The sequence below is a fragment of the Streptomyces sp. 8N616 genome (assembly GCF_052246385.1).
In the GTDB taxonomy this organism is placed as follows: domain Bacteria; phylum Actinomycetota; class Actinomycetes; order Streptomycetales; family Streptomycetaceae; genus Streptomyces.
Window position 1 is genome coordinate 74,474 of sequence record NZ_JBQQBY010000031.1, and the last position, 25,158, is coordinate 99,631.

The window sequence follows — 25,158 nt, forward strand, 5'->3', positions numbered from 1 at the left end:
ATTTCCACGGGCCCGTTGGGGCCCGTTGTCCCGGCTGTCCGCTATGACTCCGGGACGGCGATCTTGCCTGCGTAGATGTCGCGGTCCGGCGGCAGGTCGACGTTCACGCCGCTCCCGAACCCGTGCAGCACGGTCGTCGACACGACCTCGGTCGCCGTCGCATCGCTGCCGTTGGAGAAGGTGAAGCGGTGGCGGACCTTCCGCAGGCGCCCCTGCTCGTCGAGATACGCATCGAACGGTACGGCGTCCTTCGAGAAGCCCTTCGCGGCGGCCGTGAGCGCCCCGCGCGCGTGCGGCGAGGCGGCCCGGGCGGCGCGCCCGATGTCCGTCGTCCCCCGGTAGTGCCGGACGGTCACCCCGTCCTCCGGGGCCTTCGCCTCGCCCGCGTACCTCACGTCCCGCGCCCCGCGCAGCAGTTCCGCCGCGGACAGCGGGTCGGTCGCCCCGCCCGTGACCAGGTTCCCGTCGGCGAGGCCGGTCGTGTCCACCCGCACCCACTTGTCGGGCGGCACGCCCGCGCCGCGGTCCTTCATATACAGGGCGCCGGGGGCGAGGAGTTCGGTCACCGGCTGGTGCTCAGGCGCGCCCGCGGCGTCCTTCGGCAGCACGACGACGAGGCGGCCGATCCGTCTGGTGTAGTCGAACGCGCCCCGGCCGCGGATGGTGACCCGGGTGCCGCCGGTCGCCGTCTCCATGGACGTATACGCCCGGGAGCTGCCGAAGCGTTCCAGGACGTCTGCGGCCCGGTGCACGACGGCCGCGGCGGTCGCGTCGTCGACGCTGCCGCGCTCGTCGGCCGCGGCGCCCATCCCGGAACAGCCGGTGGCCAGCAGGCCCACCGCCAGGCTGCCCACGGCGGCGGCAACGGCGCCGCCTTTCCGTCCGTGCCGCTGCACCACCATCGCCATCGCCTGCGAACCCCCTGAAAGACCAGCCGGAGCGACCCCGGCCCGAAGCTCGTTCCGCTTAACGACCGGGCGGGGGTGCCCGTCACGGCCGGTACGGTGGACTGGTGCGTCCGAAAGCCCCCGAAGTACCGAGCGAGCCCGGCGAGGGCCACTGCACGCGCACTGTCGAGCAGGGTGCCTTCTGTATCGCCCGCTGCAGCTGCGGCTGGACCGGCCCGGCCCGCCGCGCCCGCGCCAAGGCGCGGGAGGACGCGGCGGCGCACCTGGAGCGCTGAGGGGACGGCGCCCGACCGCGGCCCCCCCTTTGTCGAGCCGGACCCCGACCCTGCCGGTCAGGCTCACCTCGTATGACTCGTAGGAGAGGGTGCGGCCGAGCTCATCACCACAGGAAACCGGGCCGACCGTGGTCACCGGGCATGCGGTCAGCCGGTGAGCTCGGCCGTGCCACGCTCGGCTCAGGGCGAGGGCCGTTCCGAACTGGCCTGTCCTTCAACCGCTTTGGGCCTGCGCGCGCGAGCTGTGATGACACGAATTCCGTTCTTGCGGATGTGCCGCAAATCGCCGCCCTGAGCGGGGGAACCTACGTCCATCGAGCATCGTCTGGCCGTGCGTCAGACGTCGTTTGGAGGTTCGGATGGACAGGCGCACGCTTCTGCAGGCGGGGACCGGATTCGCGGCCACCGCGGCCTGGCTCGCCGGATGCAGCGGCGACTCCGGCCAGGCGGCCGCCTCTTCCCGTGCCCGCGACGGCAACCGCGACCACAGCCGCACCCGCGGCCCGCGCTCCGACCGCCCCGGCCGCCACGGCACGCCCGCCGACGCCCCCCGCGCCGGCGACTGGTCCGCCCTCGCCCGCGGCCTCGGCGGCGGCCTCGTCAGGCCCGGCGACGTCGACTACACCTCCGCCCGCAGGCTCTACAACACCCGCTTCGACCACCTGCGCCCCGCCGCCGTCGCGTACGTCTCCGGCACCGCCGACATCGCCGAGTGCCTGGCCTTCGCCCGCCGCCACGCCGTCCCCGTCGCCATCCGCAACGGCGGCCACTCCTACGCCGGTTGGTCCAGCGGCACCGGGCGCCTGGTCATCGACGTCTCCCGGCTCGACCGCGTCGCCGTCACCGGGCGCGCGGAGGCCGTCATCGGCGCCGGCGCCAAGCTCGTCGACGTCTACGCCCGCCTCGGCGCCCGCGGCGTCACCGTCCCCGGCGGCACCTGCCCCACCGTCGGCATCTCAGGGCTCACCCTCGGCGGCGGCCATGGCGTCGTGTCCCGCGCGTACGGGCTCACCTGCGACAGCCTGCTCGCCGCCACCCTCGTCACGGCGGACGGCCGCACCCTGCGCTGCGACGCGGCCGACCACCGCGACCTCTTCTGGGCCCTGCGGGGCGCGGGCAACGGCAACTTCGGCGTCGTCACCGAGCTCCGCTTCCGTACGCACCGGCCGCCTGCCGTCGTCGCCGCGCGCCTGAACTGGCCGTGGGGCAAGGCCGCCGACGTCGTCCGCGCCTGGCAGGAGTGGGGTCCGGAGCAGCCGGACGAGATCTGGTCGGCCGTACACCTCGCGGCGGTCGCGGGCGGGTCGCCCCGGGTCGCGGTCTCCGCCTTCTCGCTCGGCGCGTACCGGGATCTGCAGAACGCCGTGGACCGGCTGGCCGACGGGGTCGGCGCCTCCGCGTCGTCCGTCTCGCTGCGCGGCAGCACGTACCCGGAGGCGATGGACGCGTACGCGGGCTGCGCGTCGTACAGCGCCGACCAGTGCCATCTGCCCGGCAGCACCCCGGGCCGCCGCCCAGTGGGCTCCCTCGTCCGCGAGACGTACGCCTCGCGCTCGGACTTCTACGACCGCCCGCTCGGCCCCGAGGGCATCCGGGTCCTCATCGACCGGGTCGAGCGCTACGGCAGGGCGGGCGGCAGCGGCTCGGGCCCTGGGGCTGAGGCTGGGGCTAGGGCTGGGGCTGGGGCTGGGCCCGAGCTCGGGTCCGGTTCCGGTTCCGGTTCCGGTTCCGGTTCCGGTTCCGGCACGATCGTGCTTACGGCGCTGGGCGGGGCGGTCAACCGGGTCGCGCCGACAGCGACGGCGTTCGTGCACCGCCGCTCGCGCGTACTGGCCCAGTACTTGGCGGCCTGGCGGGCGGGGCGGAGCGGCTCGGCGGCGACCGCGTGGCTGAACGACCTGCACCGGGCGATGCGCCGCCACGCCTCCGGCGCGGCCTACCAGAACTACACGGACCCGGCCCTGAAGGACTGGCGGCGCGCGTACTACGGGCCTGCTGCGGACCGTCTCACGCGCCTGAAGCGGCAGTACGACCCGGAGCGCGTCTTCGACTTCCCGCAGGCGCTGTGAGGGGCGTCGCGGCCCGGCGGGCCTTTCCCCGCAGGGGCCCGCAGCGGCCTGCGGCCGCGGGCGACCCATTCCGCAACCGGGGGCTGGGGCCCCTCGACCCTGGGGTCCGGGGCGGAGCCCAGTTTCGGGATGGGGGGCACCTCCCAGCGGTAGCTGGGGGAGGGTGGGTCAGGGGAACAACCCACCGCGGGCGCCACGATTCACCGGACACGCCCTAAGCGGCGAGGTCCTTGTCGCCGCCGGAGCCGCCGGAGCCGCCCGGCTCGCCCGAGCCCGGCGAACCGTCCGAGCCCCCCGAACCGTCCGCCCCTCCCTCTCGCTCCGCCGGAGGTGCCCCCGCCGCCCCAGTGCCCGACCCTCCGTCAGTGCCGCCCGCAGCCTCGACCTCCCGCGCCTGCGGGTCCCGTACGCCCATGCCCCGTACGCCGCCCGCGCCCTGTACGAGCCACCCCCCGCGCCGCGAGTCCACGACGGCGCGCGTCAGTGGCGTGAGGAGCGCCATCGCCGCCGGGGCGAGCAGCAGGGCGACCGCCGTGCCGAGCGCGAATCCGCCGATGACGTCCGTCGGGTAGTGCACGCCCATATAGACGCGGCAGAAGCCCTCCAGCAGGGCGAGCGCGATCCCGGCGAGCCCGAACTTCCGGTTGGCGACGAAGACTCCGACGCCGAGGGCCATCGCCATCGTCGCGTGGTCGCTGACAAAGGAGAAATCGGTCTTTCCGGCGATGAGGACCTCGAGCCCCCTGTGGTCGACGAAGGGTCTGGGGCGCTCGACGAAGCCGCGGATCGGAACGTTGACGAGCAGGGCGAGACCGGCCGCGAGCGGCGCCCAGATCAGCCCGGCGACGGCGGTCGGCGCGTCCTCCCGCTTTCTGACGGCCCACCAGCACCAGACCATGAGCAGCACCAGCCCGGCCATGATCCCGTACTCGCCCGTCCACTCCATGACCCGGTCGAACCAGCGTGGGGCGTCGGCGGCGAACCCGTTGATGTCGTAGAGCAGGGAAACGTCGGGGTTCGACCCGGTCGACTCGACTCCAGCCATCTGCCGCGGCCCCTTGTCTCTGTGCTCGTACGTGCCTGCTGCTGACCCCCGTGGCGGTTGAGGTGCTGCGTCCCCAGTCCAGGGAACGCCGACGCTTCCCGCGGCGTTCCGCTCTCCACCGAACGATCACCAGGACGTTATCCAAGAGTGACTCATCGTCGCAGCTCAGGGCCGCGTGGCGGCGACTCGCGCTAGGAGGCGTCGGCGGTTGGCAGCGCCTCCGCGCCGTCCTCGGTGACCCGGGTCGCGCCGAAGTAGTCCGGCGTATCGATCTTGTCGAAACGGATCACGGCGCCCGTGTACGGCGCATTGATCATGTAGCCGCCGCCGACGTAGAGGCCGACGTGCCGGATGGCCCGCGAGTCGGTCAGGTCGTCCGAGAAGAAGACCAGATCGCCCGGCATCAGCTCGTCCCTGGCCGGGTGGGACCCGGCGTTGTACTGGTCGTTGGCGACTCGCGGCAGCTCGATCCCCACCGTCTCGTACGCCGCCTTCGTCAGGCCCGAGCAGTCGAACCGGCCGCCGTCCGCCGCCGTGCCGTCGCCGCCCCACAAGTACGGCGTGCCGAGCTTCTTCTGCGCGTAGTAGATCGCCCCCGCGGCCTGCCGCGACGCCGGGACCTTGCCCGTCGGCGCCTCGAAGCTCTTGGCGAGGGTCGTGATGATCTTGACGTAGTTCTGCGTCTCGCGGATCGCCGGGACACCGCCGGCGCGGATCACGCGGTACGCGCCCGCGTTGTAGGCGGCCAGCATGTTGGCCGTGCGGTCGCCGGGGACGTCCTTCACGTACCGCGCGAGCTCGCAGTCGTACGAGGCCGCGGACGGGATCGCGTCCGCCGGGTCCCAGACGTCCCGGTCACCGTCCCCGTCCCCGTCGATGCCGTGGGTCGCCCAGGTGCCGGGGATGAACTGCGCGATCCCCTGGGCCTCGGCGTGGCTCTGGGCCCTCGGGTTCCAGCCGCTCTCCTGGTACAGCTGCGCCGCGAGCAGTGCGGGGCTGATGGAGTCGCAGAGAGTGCCCCACTTCTGCACGAGCGGCTGGTACGCGGCCGGCACCGCCCCCTTAGCCAGCCCGGCCCCCCGGCCCGTACCGCTGGCGATGCCCGCCGCGGCGGTGTACGTGCCGACGACGAGGAGCGCGAGAAAGCAGAGACACAGCCCGATGCCGACTCCACCGGCAACCCAGAATTTCCGCACCCTCCAACCCTCCCCCATCGGGGGGTGGTTGGTCTCGGGGTGCCCGACGGTTTGGCCGAAATCACGTCGACGCACCGGCGAACGATGGGGAGAGGTCCAGGGCCGGTGTGGGGGCCCGGGGTCGGGCTCGAGGTCGGGGGAGCCGTTCAAACTGGGTTTCGGAAGCGACAAAACCGTGCAGTAGCGTAAGCGCACCGTAAACGTAGGCCAGCGGGGGGACTTGGCGTGGCGTTCATCATGGTGACCGCGGCGGTCTACGGGGTTCTGCAGTTGGCGGTGCTGGCGTGGCCAGCGCGGTCGGTGCGGCTGTCCACGGTGCTGTTGACCATCGTGCTCGGCGTCTACGGCAGCGGTGTCGCCACGGTGCTGGTGGAGTGGGGCTACACGCGTGGCATGGCGGCGTGGAGCGGTGACCCGCTCGCGGACGTGGTGCAGGCCTCGAGCTACACGGTCGCTCCGGTGGTCGAGGAACTGGCGAAGATCGTGCCGCTGTTGCTGGTCGGCTGGAATCTGAAGATCCGCTACCAGTTGGGGCTGGCGGACTACGTGGTGCTCGGCGCGGGTCTTGGCGCCGGGTTCGGGCTGCTGGAGGTCTTGCTGCAGCACGCGCTGGATGCCGAGCGGGCGACCCCTTATCCGGGCGGGGGCTGGATGCTGCCGGGCGGCATCAGTCTGGTCGCGGGCTATATCCCCGACTTGGGCCAGGTGCTCTCCACCTGGCTTCCGGCCTCCCTCGGGGTGGTCGAACTCGGGCATCCCGGCGGCACCCTGAGCACCAACCTCCACTTGGCCTGGGGCGCTGTGGGCGCGCTGGGGGCGGGACTGCTGCTGCGCGGCCGGGGCTGGGCGAAACTTGCGGCCATGGCGCCGCTGGCGTTCGCGATCGGCCACCACACCCTGACCAACTACACCGGGCGGCCGAAGGAGGACCCGCCCGGCTGGGCGCAGTGGTTGGCGGGGCTGGGCGACGACCTGGTGGGGGCGGCCCCGCTGATCTGTCTGCTCGCCGCGATGGCCGTGGACTTCGTCCAACTCCACCGGGCGAAGGCGGCTGTTCCCGGAGTGCTGCTGAGCGACGAGCAGGCCGGGAAGACGGGTCTGACGGCGCTGGCGGGCTTCGGTAGCTGGTGCATCCCGTGGACGGCCCTGATCGCTGTGCGCTTCGCCCGGCTGCGCCGCTCCCTGTTCTACGCCGCTGCGGCCCGCACCCCACCGGACCGGCTCGAACCGCTGCGTCAGGCGGTGGCGGCGATCGCGGCGCGGATGAACGCGAGCAACCACGCGGACGCCTGGAACTCGGCCCGAATACGCGCCCAACTCAAGACCGCCCGCGCCGCCCGCGGCCGAGCCCGCCGCTGGCTCATGCCCATCCCGCTGCTGCTCGCGCTCCCATCCGTCGTCTTCCTGGGGCTGGGCTCCTTCCCGTCCACCAAGGGAATCCAGGAGTTCTTCTCCACTGGCAGCGGCCCCACGCTGATGGTGGGTCTCGGAATCGCGGGACTGGCCTGGATCGCCTGGCAGTTGTACGTCCTGCTGCGCGCCTGGCGCACCACTGCGGCCCTTCCGGTCGGCGAGACACTGGCGACGATCCGCTTCCGCCTCTGGACCGCCCTGGGCTCGACCACGACGGGAACTCTGCTGCTGACCCTCCGCCTGAAGGGCACCCCCGCAGACGAAGAGGTCCTCACCGAGCAGGCCCATCTCCTGGCCGCGCTGGATGAGTTCCTCCTCTACCTCGGCTTCGTCCTTCTCCTGCTGGCCCTGTTCGCCCTGATCCCGCCTGGCGGCCTCGCCTTGGCGGGCGGCGGGGTGGTGGCGGGCGCCATCACCACCGAGGCGGTGGTCAATGCGGCCGCCCTCGGCGCGGCCGGCATCGTCCTCATGGCCGCCGGAGCTGACGGCGGCGTCCACAGTGGAGAAGGAGAGCGGCCGACCGAGGCCAAGCCTCAGGAAGGGAGTCCTGGACAAGGGAAGGGAGCTATCGACGAGTCCGAGAAGGCGTTCAGTCCCAAGGAACGCAAGATAGCCGAATCCCTTCAGGCGGAAGGCAAGAACGTCAAGGCACTCAAGGAGTCTACCGTTGAGGGGCAGAGGACCCCTGATGCCCTCGTGGACGGCGTACCCACCGAGTTCAAGACCCTCCAGCCCGGTGCTGCACCCAATGCCATCAAGAACACGCTCAACACGGCAAAGAAGCAGGCGCGAGATGCCATCATCGACGCGCGAGGCAGCGGCCTCAGCGAGAGCGGAGCGCGCGAGGGGATGGGGAAGTTCCTGCGGGACAATCCAGCTGGCAGGATGAACTCCATCAGGATCATCGGCGACGGCTTCCACATCCATTGGCCCTAGAGGTATCCGTGAGCGAATATCACTACGTCTTCATCCACCCTGGTCACCCCCGGGAGCAGCTCGTCGCCGACATCTCGTCCGCGTGCGGCGTGAACCTGAAGCCGGTGGACTCCGAATTCATCGATTACGCCGTGAACCTCGGCCACGCGGCAGTCGAGGTCGAGTTCTCGCACGAGTACGAGGAAGCCTACGGCATCCACTTCGAGCGGTACGATTCGCTGTTCACCGTCCGAGACTTCGATTCGGATATGGCGCGGCAAGAAGACCTTGCGCGACACATCTTCAGGAATCTTGCTTCCCTGGGACGCTACTCGCTGATCCTCGTACTGGATTTGCAGCAGTTGCTCGACTCGGAATCCCCTCACGAATACCCGAGATGAGTATGGACGGGCCGTCGAGAAGCGTGGTTTCCGGGGCGACGATCAGTCGGAGTCGCTGAATCTGCCCGCAGTTGGCAGCTGATCTGCCGCCTGCCGGGCAGACGACGTTCAGCTGTCCGGCGCCGCAGCCGTCGCGTTGCGATTCAGCCCGTAGAGCGGGAAGTGGTCGGTCGCGACATCGAGCCTGCTCGACGAACGCCCGGCGCGGGCACTGTCTTTGATCACAGAAGAACCGCCGAACCCGAACGGATCCGGACCGGATGCTCACCGACAGGACCGTCCGCCAGTTGGCGCCAGCGGCTATGGACGCGTCCAGCGCGACAGCCGCAGTCCGGATACCGCCCCGGTCGGCCGCACGTAGCCGCATCCACCACGAGCACGGGCTCCACGAATGTCAGCCAGCAGACCCTCACGTCCACGCTCCGGAACAGCACGTCCTCGATCGCCCTGGCCTTCATGAACAAGGCCTCCCCCGGCGGAACGATCTTCCCGCAGTCCCCCGGTAAACGGGGACTCACAGAAGCGGCCGCAACGCTGCTTCTAGCGAGGCGAGCCAGGCGATCACGGGCGAGGCCACTTGTCATTGACCGTTAGGGGGTCGCGGCTCACGTTCAAAGCGCGCCCACCAGGGGGTCGGCTTTCGACCAGAAGGGGACGCTTTCCTGCGCCGGTGTCTGACGACAAGCAGTGCCGTGCCGGCGGCGGCCACGATTCCGGCGCCGACGGCCCAGCCGCTCATGCCATCGTTCTCGGGGAGAGCGCAGGAGAAGCTGCCGTTCTCCCTTGCCTGGACGCGGGCCGTGTCGTTGCTTCCCTCGGTGTCCTTGACACGGGTGCCGCCCGGTGAAGGGGCGACCGCCACGCAGTCGTCCTCGCTGGCCGTGAAGCTCTCGCCGAAGCCCGTACCCTTCGCCTCGACGTCGGTTCCGTCGGAGCCCTCCTCGGGGGCACCCAGCGCGGCCGGGCCGAACGAGGTGACGTTCGTGGTCGACAGGCCCTTCGCCGTGCCGTTCAGGATCCACACGGCGCCCGACTGCTGTACCTTGCCCTGCTCTCCGGGGCCACCCACGGCCAGATCGGGGTGGCCGTCGTGGTTCATGTCCCCCGTCCGGAGCGCCGCACCGAAGCGGTCGGCCGACTCGCCCCTGCCCGGGACGCCAGGAGTGTCCTGGGTGATGACCTGCGCGCCGGAACCGGTGAGGCCCTTCTTGCCGCCCAGGAGCAGGACGACCGCGCCCGTGTCCGAGACCTGGCCGGTGTCCTCGCCGGGGAGACCGACCGCGAGGTCCGCGTAGCCGTCGCCGTTGACGTCCCCCGCCGCGAGGACGTCGCCGAACCCGTCGCCCACGCTCTGCTCGTCGATACCGGCCAGGCCCAGCGTCTCCTGGGTGATCCGTTGCGCGCGGGAGCCGGGGCCGGAGGCCGAGCCGCGGAAGACGCGTAGCTCGCCCGGTCGGTCCTGGCTGTCCTCAGAGACCTCACCGACGTCGCGGACGACGAGATCGCCGTACCCGTCCCCGTCGAAGTCGGCGATCACCCCGCCCGCGCTGTACGAGTTGAGGTCGTCGCTGGTGTGTTCCAGGCCGTTTTCATCGCCCTTGAAGAAGCGGCCCCGCTCCTGCATCTCCTCGAAACCCTGGCTCGTGACGAGATCGTCCCGGCCGTCCCCGGTCAGGTCGCCCACGATGATCGCGCGCGGGACGATGTCATCGCCCCAGTCGGTGCCGAGCGAATCCTTCCGGTGCGCCTTCCCGTCACGGGGGAGGGGACCATACAGGACGGTCGGCCCGTCGCCGTCCAGCCGGCCGCTCCCGTAGTAGTTGTCGAGCAGCAGGTCGGCCCGGCCGTCCCCGTCGAAGTCGCCGCCGTGAAGACCCCAGCCGCCCGGCAGCGTCGTACCGCCGGACAGGCCCACGGACGACCCCCACAGCACGACCGTCCCGTTATGGTCGTCGGCGTCGGTGCTCACCGTCACCGCCAGGTCGGTGAAGCCATCGCCGTCGAAGTCGCGCGCGACCGGGCTGCCCCCGAACCTGGTTCCCCGAGCCACGAGTTGGCCGAGGGTCCCCTCGGCGGCACGGTTGACCACCTGGGCGTGCTCGGTGTCGGGTCCTGACCGCGAGCCGTACACCACGGAGACGGCGCCCGCCAGTTGGACCCCGTCCACCGTGCTGAGCGGTCCAGGGACCGCGAGGTCGGCGTAGCCGTCACCGTTGAAGTCAGGGACCTCCTGCTTCGCCTTGCCCGGCGGAGAGTCGCAGGCCAGGGGAACGGCCACGAGCGCAGCCAGCGCGACGGCGGCGAGTACCCAGCGTGAACTTTCGGGAAACATGGTCAAATCCTCGTCGGTGGCCGCGCCACCGGGACAGCTTCCTCAAGATCTTCACCGCATGAGCTGGTCGCCGCCCGCCCCCCGACCTGGCAAAAAACCCTACCGTCTCGGGCGACTCGTACGCAGACGAGCTGCGCCTCGCTGCTGGGGCTCCGCGAGGTACAGCTGATCCTGCACCGGTTGCAGCCATCACGGACGCGCGGTCAGAACCCGCCTGAGCACGGTGAGCGGCTGCTCCGGCGGGACCGCCGCTCGGTCGCGCTGACCGCGGCAGGCGAAGCGCTGCTGCCGCATGCACAGGCGATGCTCGCGCGGGCCGCCGCCGCGAAGGAAACCGTCGCCGCGTTGTCGGGGCTGGTCATCGGCCGACTCGCCGTCGGGCTCGTCCAGCCTCTGCCGGACGACCCTGTCCTGCGGCTGCTCGGCGGGTTCCGCCAGCGGCACCCCGGCGTGCACCTCACGCTGCTCGAGGAGGAGACCGACGCGCTGTTGGCGGCGCTCACCTCCGGGCAACTCGACGCAGCTGTCATCGGGATGGGCCCGTACGACTCCCCACCGGATGACCTGCAGCCGCACCTATTCGCGAGAGAACCCGCGCTTCCTCCCACGCACCAGCTGGTCGGCCGGGCGTCGGATTCACCGGCAGATCATGCTGGTCGCGCGGTCGCAGGAGGCGAGCCCGGCAGGCCGGGCGTTCTCGCGATGGCGCGCCGGCGCCTGGTCGACGCCTGACGACAGCCCGCCCCCCATCGGCCGGTCCGGCCCCGCAAGGACCCGGGCAGCAGCGACCTCGACACGCAGACCGGTCGACTCTTCAACCTGCGGGGCGACATCGCGCAGTTTGCCGGGGCGGGGACGCATGGCGGGCATGTCATGGCACGGATTCCGCCAAATTTTGCCGCCAAGTCGACCCCCCAGGCGCCATCCTCCGAGAAGCTAGAGGAAGATGGAGGCCGACCCGTGCCCTGTGGCAGGGGCACGTACAACTAGTCAACAGGGGCCGGTGAGTTAGAACATGTTCCTGGCAGCCGAAAAGGGCGACATCAACACCATTATCGGCGGCATCGCCCCGGACTGGGGGCCGTTCGGGAGCCTGGGGAACGAGGCGCGCGTCATGATCGAGGTCGTGATGGCGGTCGCGATCCTGCTCTGCCTCGGCCTCGCCGTCTGGGGCGCGGCCAAGCAGCGCATCGGGGCCACGGCGCTGCGCGACACGTTCAGCGCGGAACAGGGCAAGGGCCTCATCGTCGCGGGCCTGACCGGCGTCTTCATCATCGGCTCGCTCGGCACGCTGTTCACCATCGTCTACGGGATGGCGGTCTAGCCTGCCTTCCCCCGGCCCACCGTAAGGTGACCTCATGGGCGGCGTGAACGATCTCGAGTGGGTCCGGGCCTCGGACAGCCCGGAAGGCGAGTCCATCGAGGTCGCGACCGGGGACGGCGACCTCATCCACATCCGGAGCAGCGACGACCCGGACAATGTGGTGACGACGACGGCGGCCAAGTGGAAGGCATTCGTCCTCGGCGTCCAGAACGACGAGTTCGACCACTTCGCCGACGACCAGCCGAAGTGCTGAGCGGTCACCCTCCCTCCCGAAGGTCCACGAGCGCCCGCTGAATTGTTCTGACGACCGTCTGGGGCTGGAAGAGCACCTGGTTCCGCGTGAAGCGGAGAAGGCGGCGGACACCCTGACAGCCGAGCAGGGCATTGAAACGTACGGCGTCGGCTTCGTGGGCCTGCTTGGTGCCATGCCAGGTGAAGCCCTCGATCTCCACGATCAGCCCTTCGGCAGGGAAATAGAAGTCCACCCGGACGGTGCGGCCGTCGGGAAGGGTGAAGCTCACCTGGCTCTCCGGGTGCATACCCGCCTCGCGCATACGCAGCCGGGCAAGCGTCTCAGGCGGCGACCCTGCCGCCGGATCCGTGAGCCGCAGCGCCTTCCACGCGGCGGACGTACCCTTGCGCCAACACGACATGCGCAGAGCATCCGTGAGCCGGTCCCGCTCAACGCTCCGCTGCCGCAGCGCGGAGTCGGCCGCGACCACCGACTCGTCCAAAGGCGCCGAGCGAAGAAGGTCCACCACCGTCCGCAGGGGGTTCGTCACCCGCAGACCGCAGTTCAGCCGTATCACCTCCGCTTCGTCCAACGGCAGTTGATATGCGGTGGCACCCAGCGGCCTGCCATGCCGTACGCCGCCGACCCGGGTCACCTCCAGCCCAGGCCGCAGCAGTTCGATACCCAGCAGCCCGGCGGCCGACCGATGACTGGCCACCATGTCCGGGTGCATCAGCTGAATCGCGTGCATCCTGGTCCGATGGTTGATCTCCCTCCCCGGCTCGACCCAAATGCCCCTCCCCAGCCGCTGCCAGCCCTCCTCACGCAACCGCCGGACGACCGTATTCCGCGATCCGCCAACTGTCAGCGCATGCCTAGACAGCAGCACTGCCCCATGCCGAGCGGCCGCCGCCCTCCACGCCTCACCCCACCCGACTCCGTTGCGTGTCATGCAACCAGCACAGCGGATCTTCCATAGATTCGCGACCCCTGTGGATAACTGGTACGCCAGCCGAGTGGATCACTTTGCCGAAAGAACAGCCCATAAAAACCGGGCATTTGAGGCAGAATTCTGGTCGTCGATGCAACAAGGTGATCCACTCCGCCAATGCCCCCTCACAAGGGCGAGCCGCGCCCGCCGGGGCCTCCGAACCGCGGGAGGCAGACGGTGGCGAGCAGGAAGGCGAGGGGGTCGGGAAGCGGGATCTGGTCGCCGTAGTCGCCGTGCAGGGCGCGCAGATACGCGGTGCGCTGCGGGTGCGCGTGGGTGTACAGGGCCCATACGCCCTCGCCGGGGTCGATGAGCAGCAGGGTTCGTACCGCGGCGGTGGCGTACTGGCCGATCCTGGCGGTGATTTCCTGCGGGTCGGCGGGCTGTGCGACCAGCTCGACCGCGAGTTCCACATCCTGGGGATGGATCAGGCTCTCGTCCGAGTCGAGGAAACGGGAGGGGCAGACGGTGAGGTCGGGCGTCACGTAATCGTCCGGGTCGTCCGGCATACGGACGGAGACGCCCTCTGCGGCGATCAGCCCCGCGGGCAGCCGCGACCCGATCGCGGCCCGGAGCATCCGCACGCTTGCCACGTACTTGCCGGGGCGGGGCGGGGCGGCCGGCAGGACCTCCACGCGCAGCCCGGTGGTTTTCCTGAGGACGTCAGCAGCAGCGCGTAACCGGTCCGGCCCCAGCCGTACGACGTTCCGCCGCCATGACCACCACGTCGCGCCCCCTGTCACAGGACGCCCTCCTCCAGCTGAAACCAGAAGGACTTGCCGGGCCCCGGTCCGTCCAGGCAGATCCCGTGTCGGCTTGCGAGCTCCGCGATGAGATACATCCCGCGGCCGTGTTCGGAGTGCTCGGTGAGGCTGTGCGCTGCGGGTACGCCCGGGGCGGCATCCCTGACGTGGATACGGAGGGGGCCTGTGGCCAGCCACTCGCCGTAGAGGGTGATGGGGTACGGGCAGCCGGAGCCGGTACACGCGTTGATCGCGTTGGTGACGCTCTCGGATGTGAGCAGGACGGCGAGTTCAGTGAGGGCGGTGGGCTGCTTGAGGGTCAGCGTGGACGTACGCACGGTCTCCCGGCAGGTACGGACCCACGCGGGGTCCGGCGGGAAGGTGAGCGAGAAGTCGGGGACAAGGACGGGGCTTGGGCACATGGCCTACTCCGGGCGGTACGGGTCTATGAGGGCCCCGGCCTGCAGCGGTGGCGATGCCGTCGGCTCCCGACGAGGGGAGGGCACGGTGCGCTTCCGGCTTACGCCGACCCGGGGTTGGTGTGGTTCTGAAGATAGGCGCTCAGGTTTCTAATTCACGTATACGGAGGGCCACTTGCCACTATCGAGTGAGCCACAGCCGTTCCCGTCACAGCCTGCGCGCCGCGGCTGCTAGGAGATCACCATGGGACTTCGCACCAGCCCGACACAGAGACAGCGCCGACTAGGCATTGAGCTGCGCCGACTGCGTGACGCTACGCGCATGACAGCAGCCGAGGCGGGGGCGTACGCGGGCTTGAGCGGCGCCCACCTCGGCCACATCGAGTCGGGGCGCACAGCGATTCCCGAGGACAAGCTGCGAGCGCTCCTGACTGCCTACGGCTGTGAATCCAAAACCTTCACTGAGGCTCTGGTCACTTGGAGCGAGGCTCCTCGCGGTTGGTGGCACCAGCACAGGCGGGACACCACTGCCGGTGCGCGTGATCTGGCCGAGATGGAGTCAATGGCCACCCATCTCAGCGGTTTCGAGCCCCTGCACCTGCCGGGTCTGCTTCAGACCCCGGAGTATCTCAAGGCCCTCATCACAGCTGCCTTCCCAAACAGCACGGCCAAGTTTGTTGACCGCGGGCTGGAGTTCCGGCTCCAGCGGCAGGAGGTGCTGACCCGCGGCTCTGCCCCGACCTACCACGCGATCATTCATGAAGCGGCGTTCCAGATGCACTTCGTCGACACCGCGATCATGCGCCGCCAGATTGTTCACCTCATCGACGTGGCGCGGTTGCCCCACATCACTGTCCAGATCGTGCCGTTCAAGTCCGGGACACTTCCCGCAGTCGGAACTCCGTTCGTCATCTTCGGTGCGGCAGATCCCGCACTCAGCACGATCTACCTGGAGCACGACGCCGGTTCGGTCTTCCTGGACGACCAGGAACACCTCACTCGGTACGCAGACATCTTCGACCGCCTCGCAACACTGGCGCTGCCCCCAGTGGTTCCGGAGTCCGAACGAACGTCCTACGAGACGCGAGATTCGCTTAGCCTCTTGCAGCATCTGCTGTACGTACTGTGAGAGGGAACTCCATGGCGGAACTGAGCTGGCAGAAGTCATCCTTCAGCAGCGGCGACCCCAACACCAACTGCGTTGAGCTCGCCGCCGCTCCCGACGGCACGCTCCACATCCGGGAGAGCGACGAGCCCACCGCGATACTCACGGCGTCCCGCCCGGCCATACGGGCGCTCCTCAGCCGTATCAAGGCCGGGAACCTGGACCTCACCGACGGTCGTTGATCAACGCGGCCGCGTCCGGCCGCACGCTGCCATCCCCCGCGTGCCGGCGAAGGGCGTAACCGCTTCCGAACGTCCACTCCGACACCGGCGCCACAGGGGAGGTGTCTCATAATGCAATCCCCGGTTCACAGTTCGCCCGCACGGCCGGTCGCACCGCTAACGTCGTCTTAAGGAGACAATGCACGGACGACCGACTGTGGTTGAGCAGCAGAGGGGCAGGGGACGGGCGCGGTATGAGCATCGGCGGCCATGATTACGACGAGCGCGAGCACATGGGCACCGGCTCGGCCCCGCGCGGCCGTCAGACCCGTACCCGCTTGCCTGACGGCGAGGCGTACGGGGACGGGCGGCGCGCTCGGGGCGCGGCCCGGCCCTCGAAGAGCATGATCACGGTCGTGGGTGTTGTGGTCCTGCTGATCGCCGCCATCGCGTTCGCGAACCGCGACAACAGCGGTGACGGGGACGCCTCCGGCGCAGGTTCGAGCAGCGAGGGGTCGGAGGCACAGCCGACGGCCCCGACGGGCAAGAGACCGGTCTCGGGCTCCGACGCGGGGATCGCGTCGGGCTTCCCACGGACGGAGCAGGGGGCGCAGAGCGCGGCGGCGAACTACGCGGTAGCGCTGGGGGGTGACGGGATGTTCCAGGCAGAGACACGCCGCCAGATCGTGGACACCGTGTACGCACCCGACGTCGCAGCTGCTCGGCAGGACGATCTCGACCGCGTGTACTCGGACAGAGAATTCCTCGCGGGTATCGGCCTGAAGCCGGACGGAACCGCTCCGAAGGGCTTGACGTTCGTCTCGCGGACCAACCCCATCGGCACGAAGCTGCAGAAGCTGGAAGGCAATACCGCCACGGTGGCTGTCTGGTTCTCGACACTGTTCGGGCTGGCGGGCGAAGGGTCCAAGAACCCGGTCGCCGAGAGCTGGTACACCAACACGTTCCAACTGAGGTGGGCCGGTGGCGCCTGGAAAGTCACCGACTTCGAGCAGAAGAACGGCCCGACTCCGGTCGGCCGTGATCAAACCGCCTCGTCTGCTGAAGACATGGCCGATGCTGTCCAGGGGTTCGGAGGGTTCACCTATGCCCGCTAGTCGCCGCCGCGCCCTGTCGCTCACCGCGGCTGTGGTGGGCCTCCAGACGGCCGCCTTCCTCCTGGCCTCCCGGGCCTTCGCGGAGCCCACGCCAAGCCCGAGCAACGACCCGTGCGAGCTCATTCGCGGCCCCGCCAAGGAATACTGCGAGCGCGGCGACGGCGCCTCCAACGGCACCCGCTCGCCCACCGACGGCCTCAACGACAACAACCCCCTCGACCCCCTCTCCTCCCTCGCCCGCGGCTGCGCCGACGCAGCCGCGTGGATCGTCGGGAAGCTGTCCAAGGCCGTCGACAGCACGGCCAACGTCGACTTCACCAACACCGCCTTCCTCCGCCAGTACGCCGTCGTCTTCGCCGCGTCCACCGTCCTCACGCTCCTCCTCTGGCTGCTGGCCGTCGCCAAGCGCGCCATCCGCGGTGTCCCGTTCACCGAAGCCATCACCGAGGCCATCGGGTTCCTCTGGCTGACGGTCCTCGCATCGGCATTCACCCCGCTGATCCTCTACACGGTCGTCTCGGCGACCGACGGCATCACGGAAGTGATCGCGGCGGGCACATCCGCCAGCACCGACGCCTTCTTCGGGTCGTTCTCCGAAGCCCTCAAGAAGGGCGAGGACATCGGGGGCGGGCCGATCATGCTGATCGTCGTCAGCCTCGTCTCCGTCCTCGCCGCGGGCGTGCTGTGGATGGAGCTGGTGATCCGGGCCGCGCTGCTCTACGTCGGGGCGCTGCTCGGGACCGTCGTGTACGCGGGGCTGGTCGACAAGAACATGTGGGGGCATGTGCGCCGCTGGGCGGGGATCATGATCGCTGTGATCCTCGTCAAACCGGTGATCATCATCGTCCTCGGTATCGCCGGGGCGCTGTCCGCGTCCGAGGACGGTCCGGACTCCTTCTCCGCCGTCGTCTCCGGGCTCGCGATCATCCTGCTCGCCATCTTCGCCAGCGCCATGATCTACCGCTTCGTCCCCGGCTTCGGCGACGAGATCGCCGGCGCCCGCAGCAGTCGCAAGGCGGCCACCGACGGAGCCGCGGCCGCCGCCGTCATCTCGTCGCCCGCCGCGCTCGTCAAGCAGGGCATCAAGACCCACAGCAGCCGCGGCAGCGGAGGCGGGGGCGGCGCGGACGACGGCTCCGCCCGTTCGGCGCCGCAGCCCGCCAACCCCGTGACCGGCGGCGTGGCGGCGCACAGCAGCCGCGGCCCGGCGGCCGCGCCCAGGCCCGCCGCGGGTCCTGGCGCCCACCCCGGCGGCCGCAGCGGCGCGGTACCCACGCCCCGTACGGACAGCCGAGCCCGCACCGACAACCGCACCGGAGGTGAAGGGCGTTGACGACGCAGTCCCACCAGATGTCCCATCCCATGTCCCACCCGATCGCCCCCCGCCGCACGTACCTCATCGGCCGGGCCCGGCCGAACGCGGTCATCGGCAAGAACCGGGAGACCGGCGAGATCGCGCTGATCATCGTGGGCGCGTTCCTCGGCATGATGGGCGGGCTGCTCATCCCCGTCCTGCCGCTGCGCATCGGCACGCTCACGGGCTTCCCGATGCTGGCGCTGGCGGCCGTCTACGTGCCGTACAAGCACCGCACGTTCTACAAGTGGTTCGAGATCAACCGCACCTACAAGCGGACCGTCAAGCGGGGCGCCGCCTACCGCTCCGCCGCGCCCGAGGCCGGCACGCGCATCGACGGGCGGGAGATCGAGGTCGGCCCGCCGCCCGGCATCGGGCGGATCGGCTGGCTCGCGGCGCCCTTCGGGCCCGACGAGATCGCCGTGCTGCTGCACGCCGACCGGCGCACGGTCACCGCGGCGATCGAGATCGAGGGCCCCGGCGTCGGGCTGCGCGACAGCGAGGACCAGGAGGCGCTGGTCGACCGGTTCGGGACGCTGCTGAAGCATGTGGCCAACGGCGACGGCTTCGTGACGCGGCTGCAGATGCTGGCCCGTACGCTGCCCGCCGACCCCGACGCGCACGCGAAGGACGTGGAGCGGCGCGGCGACCCGAGGGCACCGGGCTGGCTCCAGGACTCGTACGACCAGCTCCAGTCGATGGTGTCGACCTCCTCCGAGCAGCACCGCGCGTACCTGGTCGCCTGCATGCACTTCACGCGCGAACTGGCCGCGGAGGCGGACGCGATGGCCCGCGCCACCCGGCAGGGGCGCGGCAAGCTCGACAAGGACGCAGGCCTGGCCGTGGTCATGGCGCGCGAGCTGACCGACATCTGCGCGCGGCTCACCGAGGCCGACATCCGGGTCAGGCAGCCCCTCGGGCAGGGGCGGCTCGCCTCCCTCATCCACTCGATGTACGACCCGGACCACCCCATCGACCACATCCAGGCGATGACGCAGCGCAATGCCTGGCCCGCCGAGCTCGACGCGATGGAGCCGACGTATCTGCAGGCGAAGACGCGCGAGTCGACCACCCGCGCCCCGTGGTGCCATGCCACGGCCTGGGTGAAGGAGTGGCCGATGACCCCGGTCGGGGTCAACTTCCTCGCCCCGCTGCTCGTCCACACACCCGACGTGATCCGTACGGTCGCGGTCTGCATGGACCTGGAGCCCACCGAGGTGGCCATCGAGCGGATGCTGACGGAGAAGACGAACGACGAGGCGGAGGCCAGCCGCGCGGCCAAGATGAACCGGACCGTGGACCCGCGCGACATCGCGCACCACGGGCGTCTTGACCAGCGCGGGGAGGACTTGGCGAGCGGCGCGGCCGGGGTGAACCTGGTCGGGTACATCACGGTGTCGTCGCGCTCGCCCGAGGCCCTGGCGCGTGACAAGCGGACGATCCGCGCCTCGGCGGGCAAGTCGTATCTGAAGCTGGAGTGGTGCGACCGCGAACACCACCGGGCGTTCGTGAACACGCTGCCGTTCGCGACCGGCATCCGACGCTGATGCGACGCCAATCCGACGCTGTCCCGACGGGAACTCAACGGTAGGAGCCCCGCTGTGCCTGATCCGCTGACCGCCGTCACCGAGGCGTTCACCAGCTTCCTCTTCGGGAAGGTGGAGACGACCCGGCTGCCGGTCCGTACGTCCACGGGCCAGGCGCAGGCCGTCTACCTGCCCACGGCCGCACCGGGCCTCGGCGACTCCGGCGTGATCATCGGGCGCGAGGTCTACAGCGGCAAGGGCTACATCTACGACCCGTTCCGGCTCTACGGCCAGCAGCTCCCGGCCCCCCACTGGCTGGTCCTCGGCGAGTCCGGCAACGGCAAGTCCGCGCTCGAGAAGACGTATGTCCTGCGGCAGTTGCGCTTCCGCGACCGGCAGGTGGTGGTGCTGGACGCGCAGGGCGAGGACGGCGTGGGCGAGTGGAACCTCATCGCCCAGGAGCTGGGCATAACGCCGATCCGGCTCGACCCGATGGCCGCCCTGGACGGCGGGATCCGGCTCAACCCGCTGGACCCCTCGATCACAACGACCGGCCAGCTGGCCCTGCTCCGTACGATCATCGAGGTCGCGATGGGGCACGGGCTCGACGAGCGCGCCGGCTTCGCGCTCAAGGTCGCGCATGCGTACGTCAACGAGACGATCACCGACCGGCAGCCGGTCCTCACCGACATCGTCGAGCAACTCCGCCACCCGGAGCCGGAGTCGGCGGAGGCGATGAACGTGGACCTGGACGACGTACGGGCCTGGGGCCTGGACGTCGCGCTGGTGCTGGACCGGCTGGTGGACGGTGACCTGCGGGGCATGTTCGACGGGCCGACGACGGTCGGCATCGACCTGGACTCCCCGCTGATCGTCTTCGACCTGTCCCACATCGACCGCAACTCGATCGCGATGCCGATCCTGATGGCGATCGTGGGAGTGTGGCTGGAGCACACCTGGATCAGGCCGGACAGGAAGAAGCGGATCTTCCTCGTCGAGGAGGCCTGGCACATCATCAACTCGCCCTTCGTGGCACAGCTGTTCCAGCGGCTGCTGAAGTTCGGGCGGCGGCTGGGCCTGAGCTTCGTGGCGGTCGTTCACCACTTGAGCGATGTGGTGGACGGCGCGGCGGCGAGGGAGGCGGCGGCGATCCTGAAGATGGCGTCGACGCGGACGATTTACGCGCAGAAGGCCGACGAGGCGCGGGCGACGGGGCGGGTGCTCGGCCTCCCGCGCTGGGCGGTCGAGATCATTCCGACGCTGACACCCGGTATCGCGGTGTGGGACGTGAACGGGAACGTCCAGGTCGTCAAGCACCTGGTGACGGAGGCCGAGCGGCCCCTCGTCTACACCGACCGGGCGATGACGGAGTCGGCCGCGCTGGAGGCGGAGGAGAGCGGGGCGGGCGTGCAGCCGGTGGCCAACCGGCCGGGCGCCCACCGGCCGGGCGCGAACCGTCCGGTGACGTCCGCGGACGAGGAGGCGCTGGCCGTCGAGCGCGCGGCGGAGGCGGAAGCGGAGGCGCGCGCGGCGGAGGCGATGGAGCAGCAGCGACGGGAACAGCTCGCGGACGAGTCCACGGTGGCGTGACGAGATGGCGGCATCATGACGGAACCCGGACCGAGACCGCGCGGGCAGGGAGGGGCGGGAGGCTCGGAGCGCGGCATCCCGGACGGCCTGCTCGTCGGCGTACTCGCTTTCCTGCTCGGTCTGACCCTGCTCGTGTGGACGGCTACGGGCCTGGCGGGTCTCCTCGCCCACGGCGCCTGGCCGAAGGGCGTCCACTTCACTCACACCCCGGTGGCCATGCGCCACCTGGCCGCCCAACCCCACGACTTGACCTCGGCCTGGCCCGGGACCCCGGCGAGCCAACTGTCGGGATACGGGTTGTTCTGGGGCATCTTCATCGGCGAACTGATGGTGCTCTTCGTCCTCGCGGTCTTCGCGATCGGCGCGGTGACGCGGTGGCGCGCGGCGGGGCTGAGGGGCGCGGGGGAGAAGGGTGCGGGGGAGAGGGGTGCGGGGGAGAGGGGCACGGCTCGGCACGAAGACGCCAAGGGGACAGGGACGGCCGTGCACGACGGCGCCCCGGAGGCGGGGGCTGCCCGGCCCGACGGCGCCTTGGAGGCGGGGACGGCCCGCCCGGAGGGCAGCACGGAGGCCGCCCCGGCGCCCTCGTGCCCCGCCGGTGCCCTAGAGGCGGCACAGGGCCCCGTAGAAGCGTCCCCTGCGCCGTTCCCTGCGCACTCCACGCCCTCCGCGCTCGCCGCCCACGGAGCCCCCTCCGAGCCGTCCCCACCGAGAAACGCACAGAGGAACGCACACCTCCACCCCGGCGCCGACCCGGCCCACGTCGACGGCCCCGCGCCATCGGCCACGGAACATCCCGGATTCACGGCCCACGGCGAGTCGCCCGACGGACCCACGGTCCACCCGAGCGCAGGCACGGCCTTCCCCACCGTTGGGATCGCCTCAGGCGGACTCGCGCCGACCGACGGCGGCGCCACGCGCCATCCACCCGCGTATGCGTCCGTCGGCGAAGCCGACGCCGCACCCGTGGCCGTGGGGCGGCCCGCCGGGCCCGGGCAGCGGCCCCCCGCCGGGGTTCACTTCACCGGGACGGGAAGCGCGCCCCGCAGGGAACTCGCGCTGCAAGCGATCCGTTCCGCCGAAGGCCCCGTACTCGTCACGACGTCCGACCCCGCCCTCTGGGCGGAGACCAAGGACGCCCGCGCCAAGCTCGGCCCCGTCCACGTCTACGACCCGAGCCACCTCATCGACACCCCCGCCCGCCTCCGCTGGTCCCCGTCCGCCGACTGCGAGTCCCGCGACGCCGCCGCTGCCCGCGCCGCTGCCCTGCTCGCCCCCGTACGGCCCGCGCACGCCCTCGACTCGGCGATGGCTGACGCCGCGGAGACGCTGCTGCGCTGCTGGCTGCACGCCGCCGCCGTCGGGGGGCAGCCGTTCCGCCAGGTGCACCGCTGGGCGTCCGGCAGCGCCGCGCACGACGCCGTACGCATCCTCCGTACGCACCCCAAGGCCGCCCACGGCTCGGCGGGCGAACTCGAGAGCACCCTCACCGCCCACCCCGAGCGCCGGGAAGTCGCCCAGCAGCTGACCGCCCGCGCCCTCTCCGCGCTCTCCTCGATCCACATCAGGAACGCCTGCAACCCGGCCCGCGCCGACGCCCTGGCCCTGGAATCTTTCGTCGCCGAGGGGGGAACGCTTTACGTGGTGGGTGAATCGATCGAGGATCCCCGGACCCACCCGGGTGCGATGCCCCTGCTGACCGCACTCGTCTCGAGCGTGGTCGAGCACGGCCGCCGCATGGCCGCACGGTCATCCGCCGGCCGGCTCGACCCACCACTCACGCTCGTCCTCGACGACGTCGCCGCGGTGGCGCCGCTCCCCCAACTCCCCGAGCTGCTCGCAGGAGGCGCCGCCCAGGGCCTCCTGACGCTCGCGATTCTCCGCTCCGAGGAGCAGGCGCGGGCGCGCTGGCCGCACCGCAGCCTGGCCGGGGGCGCCTGGAGCTGAAGCGCGCGGGCCTCGCCGGGACCACCGGGACCGCCGGGACCGCCGGGCCCGCCAGGCCCGCCGGGCCCAAAGCCGCCGGCGCACCAGCTCGCTCATCTCACGACCGCGCCAGCACCATCTCGTACTCCGTCTCCTCCGGCACCGGCGGAAATGCCATCGTCTCGCCGGTCCTGGCGAAGCCGAGCCTGCGGTAGAAGGCCTCGGCACGGGGGTTGTCACCGTGCACCCACAGGCGGATGCGCTCCGCCTTGGTGTTCCCCCATGTCCAGTCGATGGCCGTACGGAACAGCTGCTCGGCCACGCCTGTACCGCGGTGCTCGGGGCGTACGTACACGCTCACCACGTGAATCTGCGGCGGAGTTGCCCCGTCCTCGCCGATCCCCCCGGGCGTGCCGGCAGCCGGTGCCCGCTGGCCCGTCTCGTCGAGCAATGCGAGCATCGCGACCCACGTGCCGTCGTCCTCGTCGGCCGCGATCACATTCGTGGCGGCCCCGCCCTCGGCGATCGGCGTGGCCCGTCCGCGCCAGAAGTCCTCGGACTGCGCGCTGCTCTTCTCGTACGTGTCGACGAACGCGACGCGCGCAACGGGGTCGCTCAGCGCGGCCAGCCGCAGTTTCCTCAGCCCGGCCCAGTCGTCGGCGCGGACGGTCCGTATCTCGTACCCCATGTCTCGATGCTCGCACCGGCCCCCGTACGGCGCGCAATGTGATCTGGAGCTCTCTGGGAACAGTGGACGATGCCGACCCGGCAGGTTCGGGTAACGCTTACTGCACGTACGAGCCGTTCCCGGCGCCTTCAGGGAAGGAAGGGTGTGCCGTGGCCGACCGTCCGAGCGCGGTGATCTGCATGACCCGCGAAGCCGCGGAGGCCGTACTCCCCGAGCAACTGCGGGACCGGCTGTCAGAGACCGTCGACCTGGCACCTGACATCGAGCCCGAGGCGCTGACGGGCCTCTCCGGCGCCGACGGAGGCGCCTGCGCAGCCGCTCGCTCCGGCTCCCCCGGCGGCGCTGCGGCGACCGCACTCGCCGACGCCGAGATCCTCATCACGGGCTGGGGCTGCCCGCCGCTGACGGAGGAGGTCCTCGACGCGGCGCCCCGCCTGCGCGCGGTCATCCACGCGGCGGGCTCGGTGAAGGGGCACATCACCCCGGCGGTCTGGCAGCACGGCATCACCGTCTCCTCGGCCGCCGACGCCAACGCGGGCCCGGTCGCCGAATTCACGTACGCCGCCATCGTGCTGGCCGCCAAGCAGGCCCTGCAGGGCGCGGCCCAATACGCCGACGGCTGGCCGCACTTCGCCGAGCGCGAGGGCACCGACGGCCGTACGGTCGGCATCGTCGGGGCCTCCCGCACAGGCCGCCGCGTCATCGCCCGCCTCACCGCGTCCGACGCCGACTACCGCGTCCTGCTCGCCGATCCGTACGTTACGGAGCAGCAGGCCGCGGCCCTCGGCACCGAGCTCGCACCGCTGGACGACCTGTGCCACCGCAGCAGCATCCTCAGCCTCCACGCGCCCGAGCTCCCGGAGACCCGGCACCTGCTGGACGCCCGTCGGCTCGCGCTCCTGCCCGACGGGGCCACCGTCGTCAACACCGCGCGTGGCGCGCTCATCGACACGGACGCTCTGACGCGCGAGTGCGCCGCAGGCCGGCTGAATGCCTATCTGGACGTCACCTGGCCCGAACCCCTGGCGGCCGACCACCGGTTGCTGTCGCTGCGCAATGCCCTGATCACCCCGCACGTCGCGGGCGCCCAGGGCAACGAAGTACGGCGACTCGGCGCGTACGCGGTCGCGGAGACCGAGCGTTTCGTACGGGGCGAGCCACTCGAGGGACTGGTCACAGCGGCGGACCTGGACCGTATTGCGTAGCTGAACGCAGAAATGCCTCAACCCCCGGACCATGTCCAGGGGTTGAGGCTCAATGTTTGTTCGGCGGCGTCCTACTCTCCCACAGGGTCCCCCCTGCAGTACCATCGGCGCTGAAAGGCTTAGCTTCCGGGTTCGGAATGTAACCGGGCGTTTCCCTAACGCAAT

General features: G+C 70.7%; 23 protein-coding genes and 1 rRNA gene. 15 read left to right on the forward strand and 9 right to left on the reverse strand.

Going from position 1 to position 25,158, the window contains the following annotated elements; all coding sequences use genetic code 11:
- Nucleotides 1–41 precede the first annotated feature (41 nt).
- Nucleotides 42–902, reverse strand: coding sequence for a hypothetical protein (locus ACTWQC_RS25980; protein ID WP_443318239.1), 861 nt, complete (start codon nt 900–902; stop codon nt 42–44).
- A 110-nt stretch (nt 903–1,012) separates the two neighbouring features.
- Here ACTWQC_RS25980 and ACTWQC_RS25985 point away from each other — a divergent pair, with 110 nt between their 5' ends.
- Together ACTWQC_RS25985 and ACTWQC_RS25990 are read left to right on the forward strand one after the other, a co-directional pair.
- Nucleotides 1,013–1,183 (forward strand): hypothetical protein, encoded by a 171-nt coding sequence (locus ACTWQC_RS25985; protein WP_443318211.1) that lies wholly within the window; start codon nt 1,013–1,015, stop codon nt 1,181–1,183.
- A gap of 359 nt (nt 1,184–1,542) precedes the next feature.
- Complete coding sequence (locus ACTWQC_RS25990) at nt 1,543–3,252, forward strand: FAD-dependent oxidoreductase (RefSeq protein ID WP_443318212.1); 1,710 nt, start codon at nt 1,543–1,545, stop codon at nt 3,250–3,252.
- Between the two features lie 214 nt (nt 3,253–3,466).
- Here ACTWQC_RS25990 and ACTWQC_RS25995 read toward each other — a convergent pair whose 3' ends face one another.
- Together ACTWQC_RS25995 and ACTWQC_RS26000 are read right to left on the reverse strand one after the other, a co-directional pair.
- Nucleotides 3,467–4,297, reverse strand: coding sequence for a phosphatase PAP2 family protein (locus ACTWQC_RS25995; protein ID WP_443318213.1), 831 nt, complete (start codon nt 4,295–4,297; stop codon nt 3,467–3,469).
- A 191-nt stretch (nt 4,298–4,488) separates the two neighbouring features.
- A complete protein-coding gene (locus tag ACTWQC_RS26000; protein WP_443318214.1) occupies nt 4,489–5,493 on the reverse strand; it encodes a C40 family peptidase in 1,005 nt (334 codons plus the stop codon).
- Between the two features lie 225 nt (nt 5,494–5,718).
- Here ACTWQC_RS26000 and ACTWQC_RS26005 point away from each other — a divergent pair, with 225 nt between their 5' ends.
- A complete protein-coding gene (locus tag ACTWQC_RS26005; protein WP_443318215.1) occupies nt 5,719–7,842 on the forward strand; it encodes a CdiA C-terminal domain-containing protein in 2,124 nt (707 codons plus the stop codon).
- An 8-nt stretch (nt 7,843–7,850) separates the two neighbouring features.
- Nucleotides 7,851–8,222: a hypothetical protein gene (locus tag ACTWQC_RS26010; protein WP_443318216.1), complete on the forward strand. Its 372-nt coding sequence runs from the start codon at nt 7,851–7,853 to the stop codon at nt 8,220–8,222.
- A 580-nt stretch (nt 8,223–8,802) separates the two neighbouring features.
- Here ACTWQC_RS26010 and ACTWQC_RS26015 read toward each other — a convergent pair.
- Nucleotides 8,803–10,554 (reverse strand): FG-GAP and VCBS repeat-containing protein, encoded by a 1,752-nt coding sequence (locus ACTWQC_RS26015; protein ID WP_443318217.1) that lies wholly within the window; start codon nt 10,552–10,554, stop codon nt 8,803–8,805.
- Between the two features lie 180 nt (nt 10,555–10,734).
- Here ACTWQC_RS26015 and ACTWQC_RS26020 point away from each other — a divergent pair, with 180 nt between their 5' ends.
- The 3 genes from ACTWQC_RS26020 to ACTWQC_RS26030 all read left to right on the forward strand — a co-directional run bounded on the left by ACTWQC_RS26020 (nt 10,735) and on the right by ACTWQC_RS26030 (nt 12,131).
- Nucleotides 10,735–11,286 (forward strand): LysR substrate-binding domain-containing protein, encoded by a 552-nt coding sequence (locus tag ACTWQC_RS26020; RefSeq protein ID WP_443318218.1) that lies wholly within the window; start codon nt 10,735–10,737, stop codon nt 11,284–11,286.
- 283 nt (nt 11,287–11,569) lie between these two features.
- Nucleotides 11,570–11,878: a hypothetical protein gene (locus tag ACTWQC_RS26025; protein WP_443318219.1), complete on the forward strand. Its 309-nt coding sequence runs from the start codon at nt 11,570–11,572 to the stop codon at nt 11,876–11,878.
- A gap of 34 nt (nt 11,879–11,912) precedes the next feature.
- A complete protein-coding gene (locus ACTWQC_RS26030; protein WP_443318220.1) occupies nt 11,913–12,131 on the forward strand; it encodes a DUF397 domain-containing protein in 219 nt (72 codons plus the stop codon).
- Nucleotides 12,132–12,135: 4 nt separating this feature from the next.
- On the opposite strand, the gene ACTWQC_RS26035 is transcribed toward ACTWQC_RS26030, so the two are convergent.
- From ACTWQC_RS26035 to ACTWQC_RS26045, 3 genes are all read right to left on the reverse strand, one after another.
- Complete coding sequence (locus ACTWQC_RS26035) at nt 12,136–12,861, reverse strand: endonuclease domain-containing protein (protein WP_443318221.1); 726 nt, start codon at nt 12,859–12,861, stop codon at nt 12,136–12,138.
- 365 nt (nt 12,862–13,226) lie between these two features.
- Complete coding sequence (locus ACTWQC_RS26040; RefSeq protein ID WP_443318222.1) at nt 13,227–13,844, reverse strand: Uma2 family endonuclease; 618 nt, start codon at nt 13,842–13,844, stop codon at nt 13,227–13,229.
- The gene (locus ACTWQC_RS26045) at nt 13,841–14,266 is read right to left on the reverse strand and encodes an ATP-binding protein (RefSeq protein ID WP_443318223.1); all 426 of its coding nucleotides are present in this window, start codon (nt 14,264–14,266) and stop codon (nt 13,841–13,843) included. Before ACTWQC_RS26045 ends, ACTWQC_RS26040 begins: the two co-directional genes overlap by 4 nt.
- 241 nt (nt 14,267–14,507) lie before the next feature.
- On the opposite strand from ACTWQC_RS26045, the gene ACTWQC_RS26050 reads away from it, so the two are divergent.
- From ACTWQC_RS26050 to ACTWQC_RS26080, 7 genes are all read left to right on the forward strand, one after another.
- Nucleotides 14,508–15,392 (forward strand): helix-turn-helix domain-containing protein, encoded by an 885-nt coding sequence (locus tag ACTWQC_RS26050; RefSeq protein ID WP_443318224.1) that lies wholly within the window; start codon nt 14,508–14,510, stop codon nt 15,390–15,392.
- An 11-nt stretch (nt 15,393–15,403) separates the two neighbouring features.
- Nucleotides 15,404–15,610, forward strand: coding sequence for a DUF397 domain-containing protein (locus tag ACTWQC_RS26055; protein ID WP_443318225.1), 207 nt, complete (start codon nt 15,404–15,406; stop codon nt 15,608–15,610).
- A 233-nt stretch (nt 15,611–15,843) separates the two neighbouring features.
- Nucleotides 15,844–16,704, forward strand: coding sequence for a hypothetical protein (locus ACTWQC_RS26060; protein ID WP_443318226.1), 861 nt, complete (start codon nt 15,844–15,846; stop codon nt 16,702–16,704).
- Nucleotides 16,694–18,037, forward strand: a complete 1,344-nt coding sequence (locus tag ACTWQC_RS26065) for a hypothetical protein (RefSeq protein ID WP_443318227.1) — start codon at nt 16,694–16,696, stop codon at nt 18,035–18,037. Before ACTWQC_RS26060 ends, ACTWQC_RS26065 begins: the two co-directional genes overlap by 11 nt.
- A 29-nt stretch (nt 18,038–18,066) precedes the next feature.
- A complete protein-coding gene (locus ACTWQC_RS26070) occupies nt 18,067–19,605 on the forward strand; it encodes an SCO6880 family protein (protein WP_443318240.1) in 1,539 nt (512 codons plus the stop codon).
- 54 nt (nt 19,606–19,659) lie between these two features.
- Nucleotides 19,660–21,174: an ATP-binding protein gene (locus tag ACTWQC_RS26075; RefSeq protein ID WP_443318228.1), complete on the forward strand. Its 1,515-nt coding sequence runs from the start codon at nt 19,660–19,662 to the stop codon at nt 21,172–21,174.
- Between the two features lie 15 nt (nt 21,175–21,189).
- Nucleotides 21,190–23,121, forward strand: a complete 1,932-nt coding sequence (locus ACTWQC_RS26080; RefSeq protein ID WP_443318229.1) for a hypothetical protein — start codon at nt 21,190–21,192, stop codon at nt 23,119–23,121.
- Between the two features lie 97 nt (nt 23,122–23,218).
- On the opposite strand, the gene ACTWQC_RS26085 is transcribed toward ACTWQC_RS26080, so the two are convergent.
- The gene (locus tag ACTWQC_RS26085) at nt 23,219–23,788 is read right to left on the reverse strand and encodes a GNAT family N-acetyltransferase (protein WP_443318230.1); all 570 of its coding nucleotides are present in this window, start codon (nt 23,786–23,788) and stop codon (nt 23,219–23,221) included.
- Between the two features lie 149 nt (nt 23,789–23,937).
- On the opposite strand from ACTWQC_RS26085, the gene ACTWQC_RS26090 reads away from it, so the two are divergent.
- Nucleotides 23,938–24,993, forward strand: a complete 1,056-nt coding sequence (locus tag ACTWQC_RS26090) for a hydroxyacid dehydrogenase (RefSeq protein WP_443318231.1) — start codon at nt 23,938–23,940, stop codon at nt 24,991–24,993.
- 58 nt (nt 24,994–25,051) lie between these two features.
- Here the strand turns inward: ACTWQC_RS26090 and rrf are convergent.
- Nucleotides 25,052–25,158, reverse strand: a 5S ribosomal RNA gene (rrf, locus tag ACTWQC_RS26095); the annotation flags it as partial.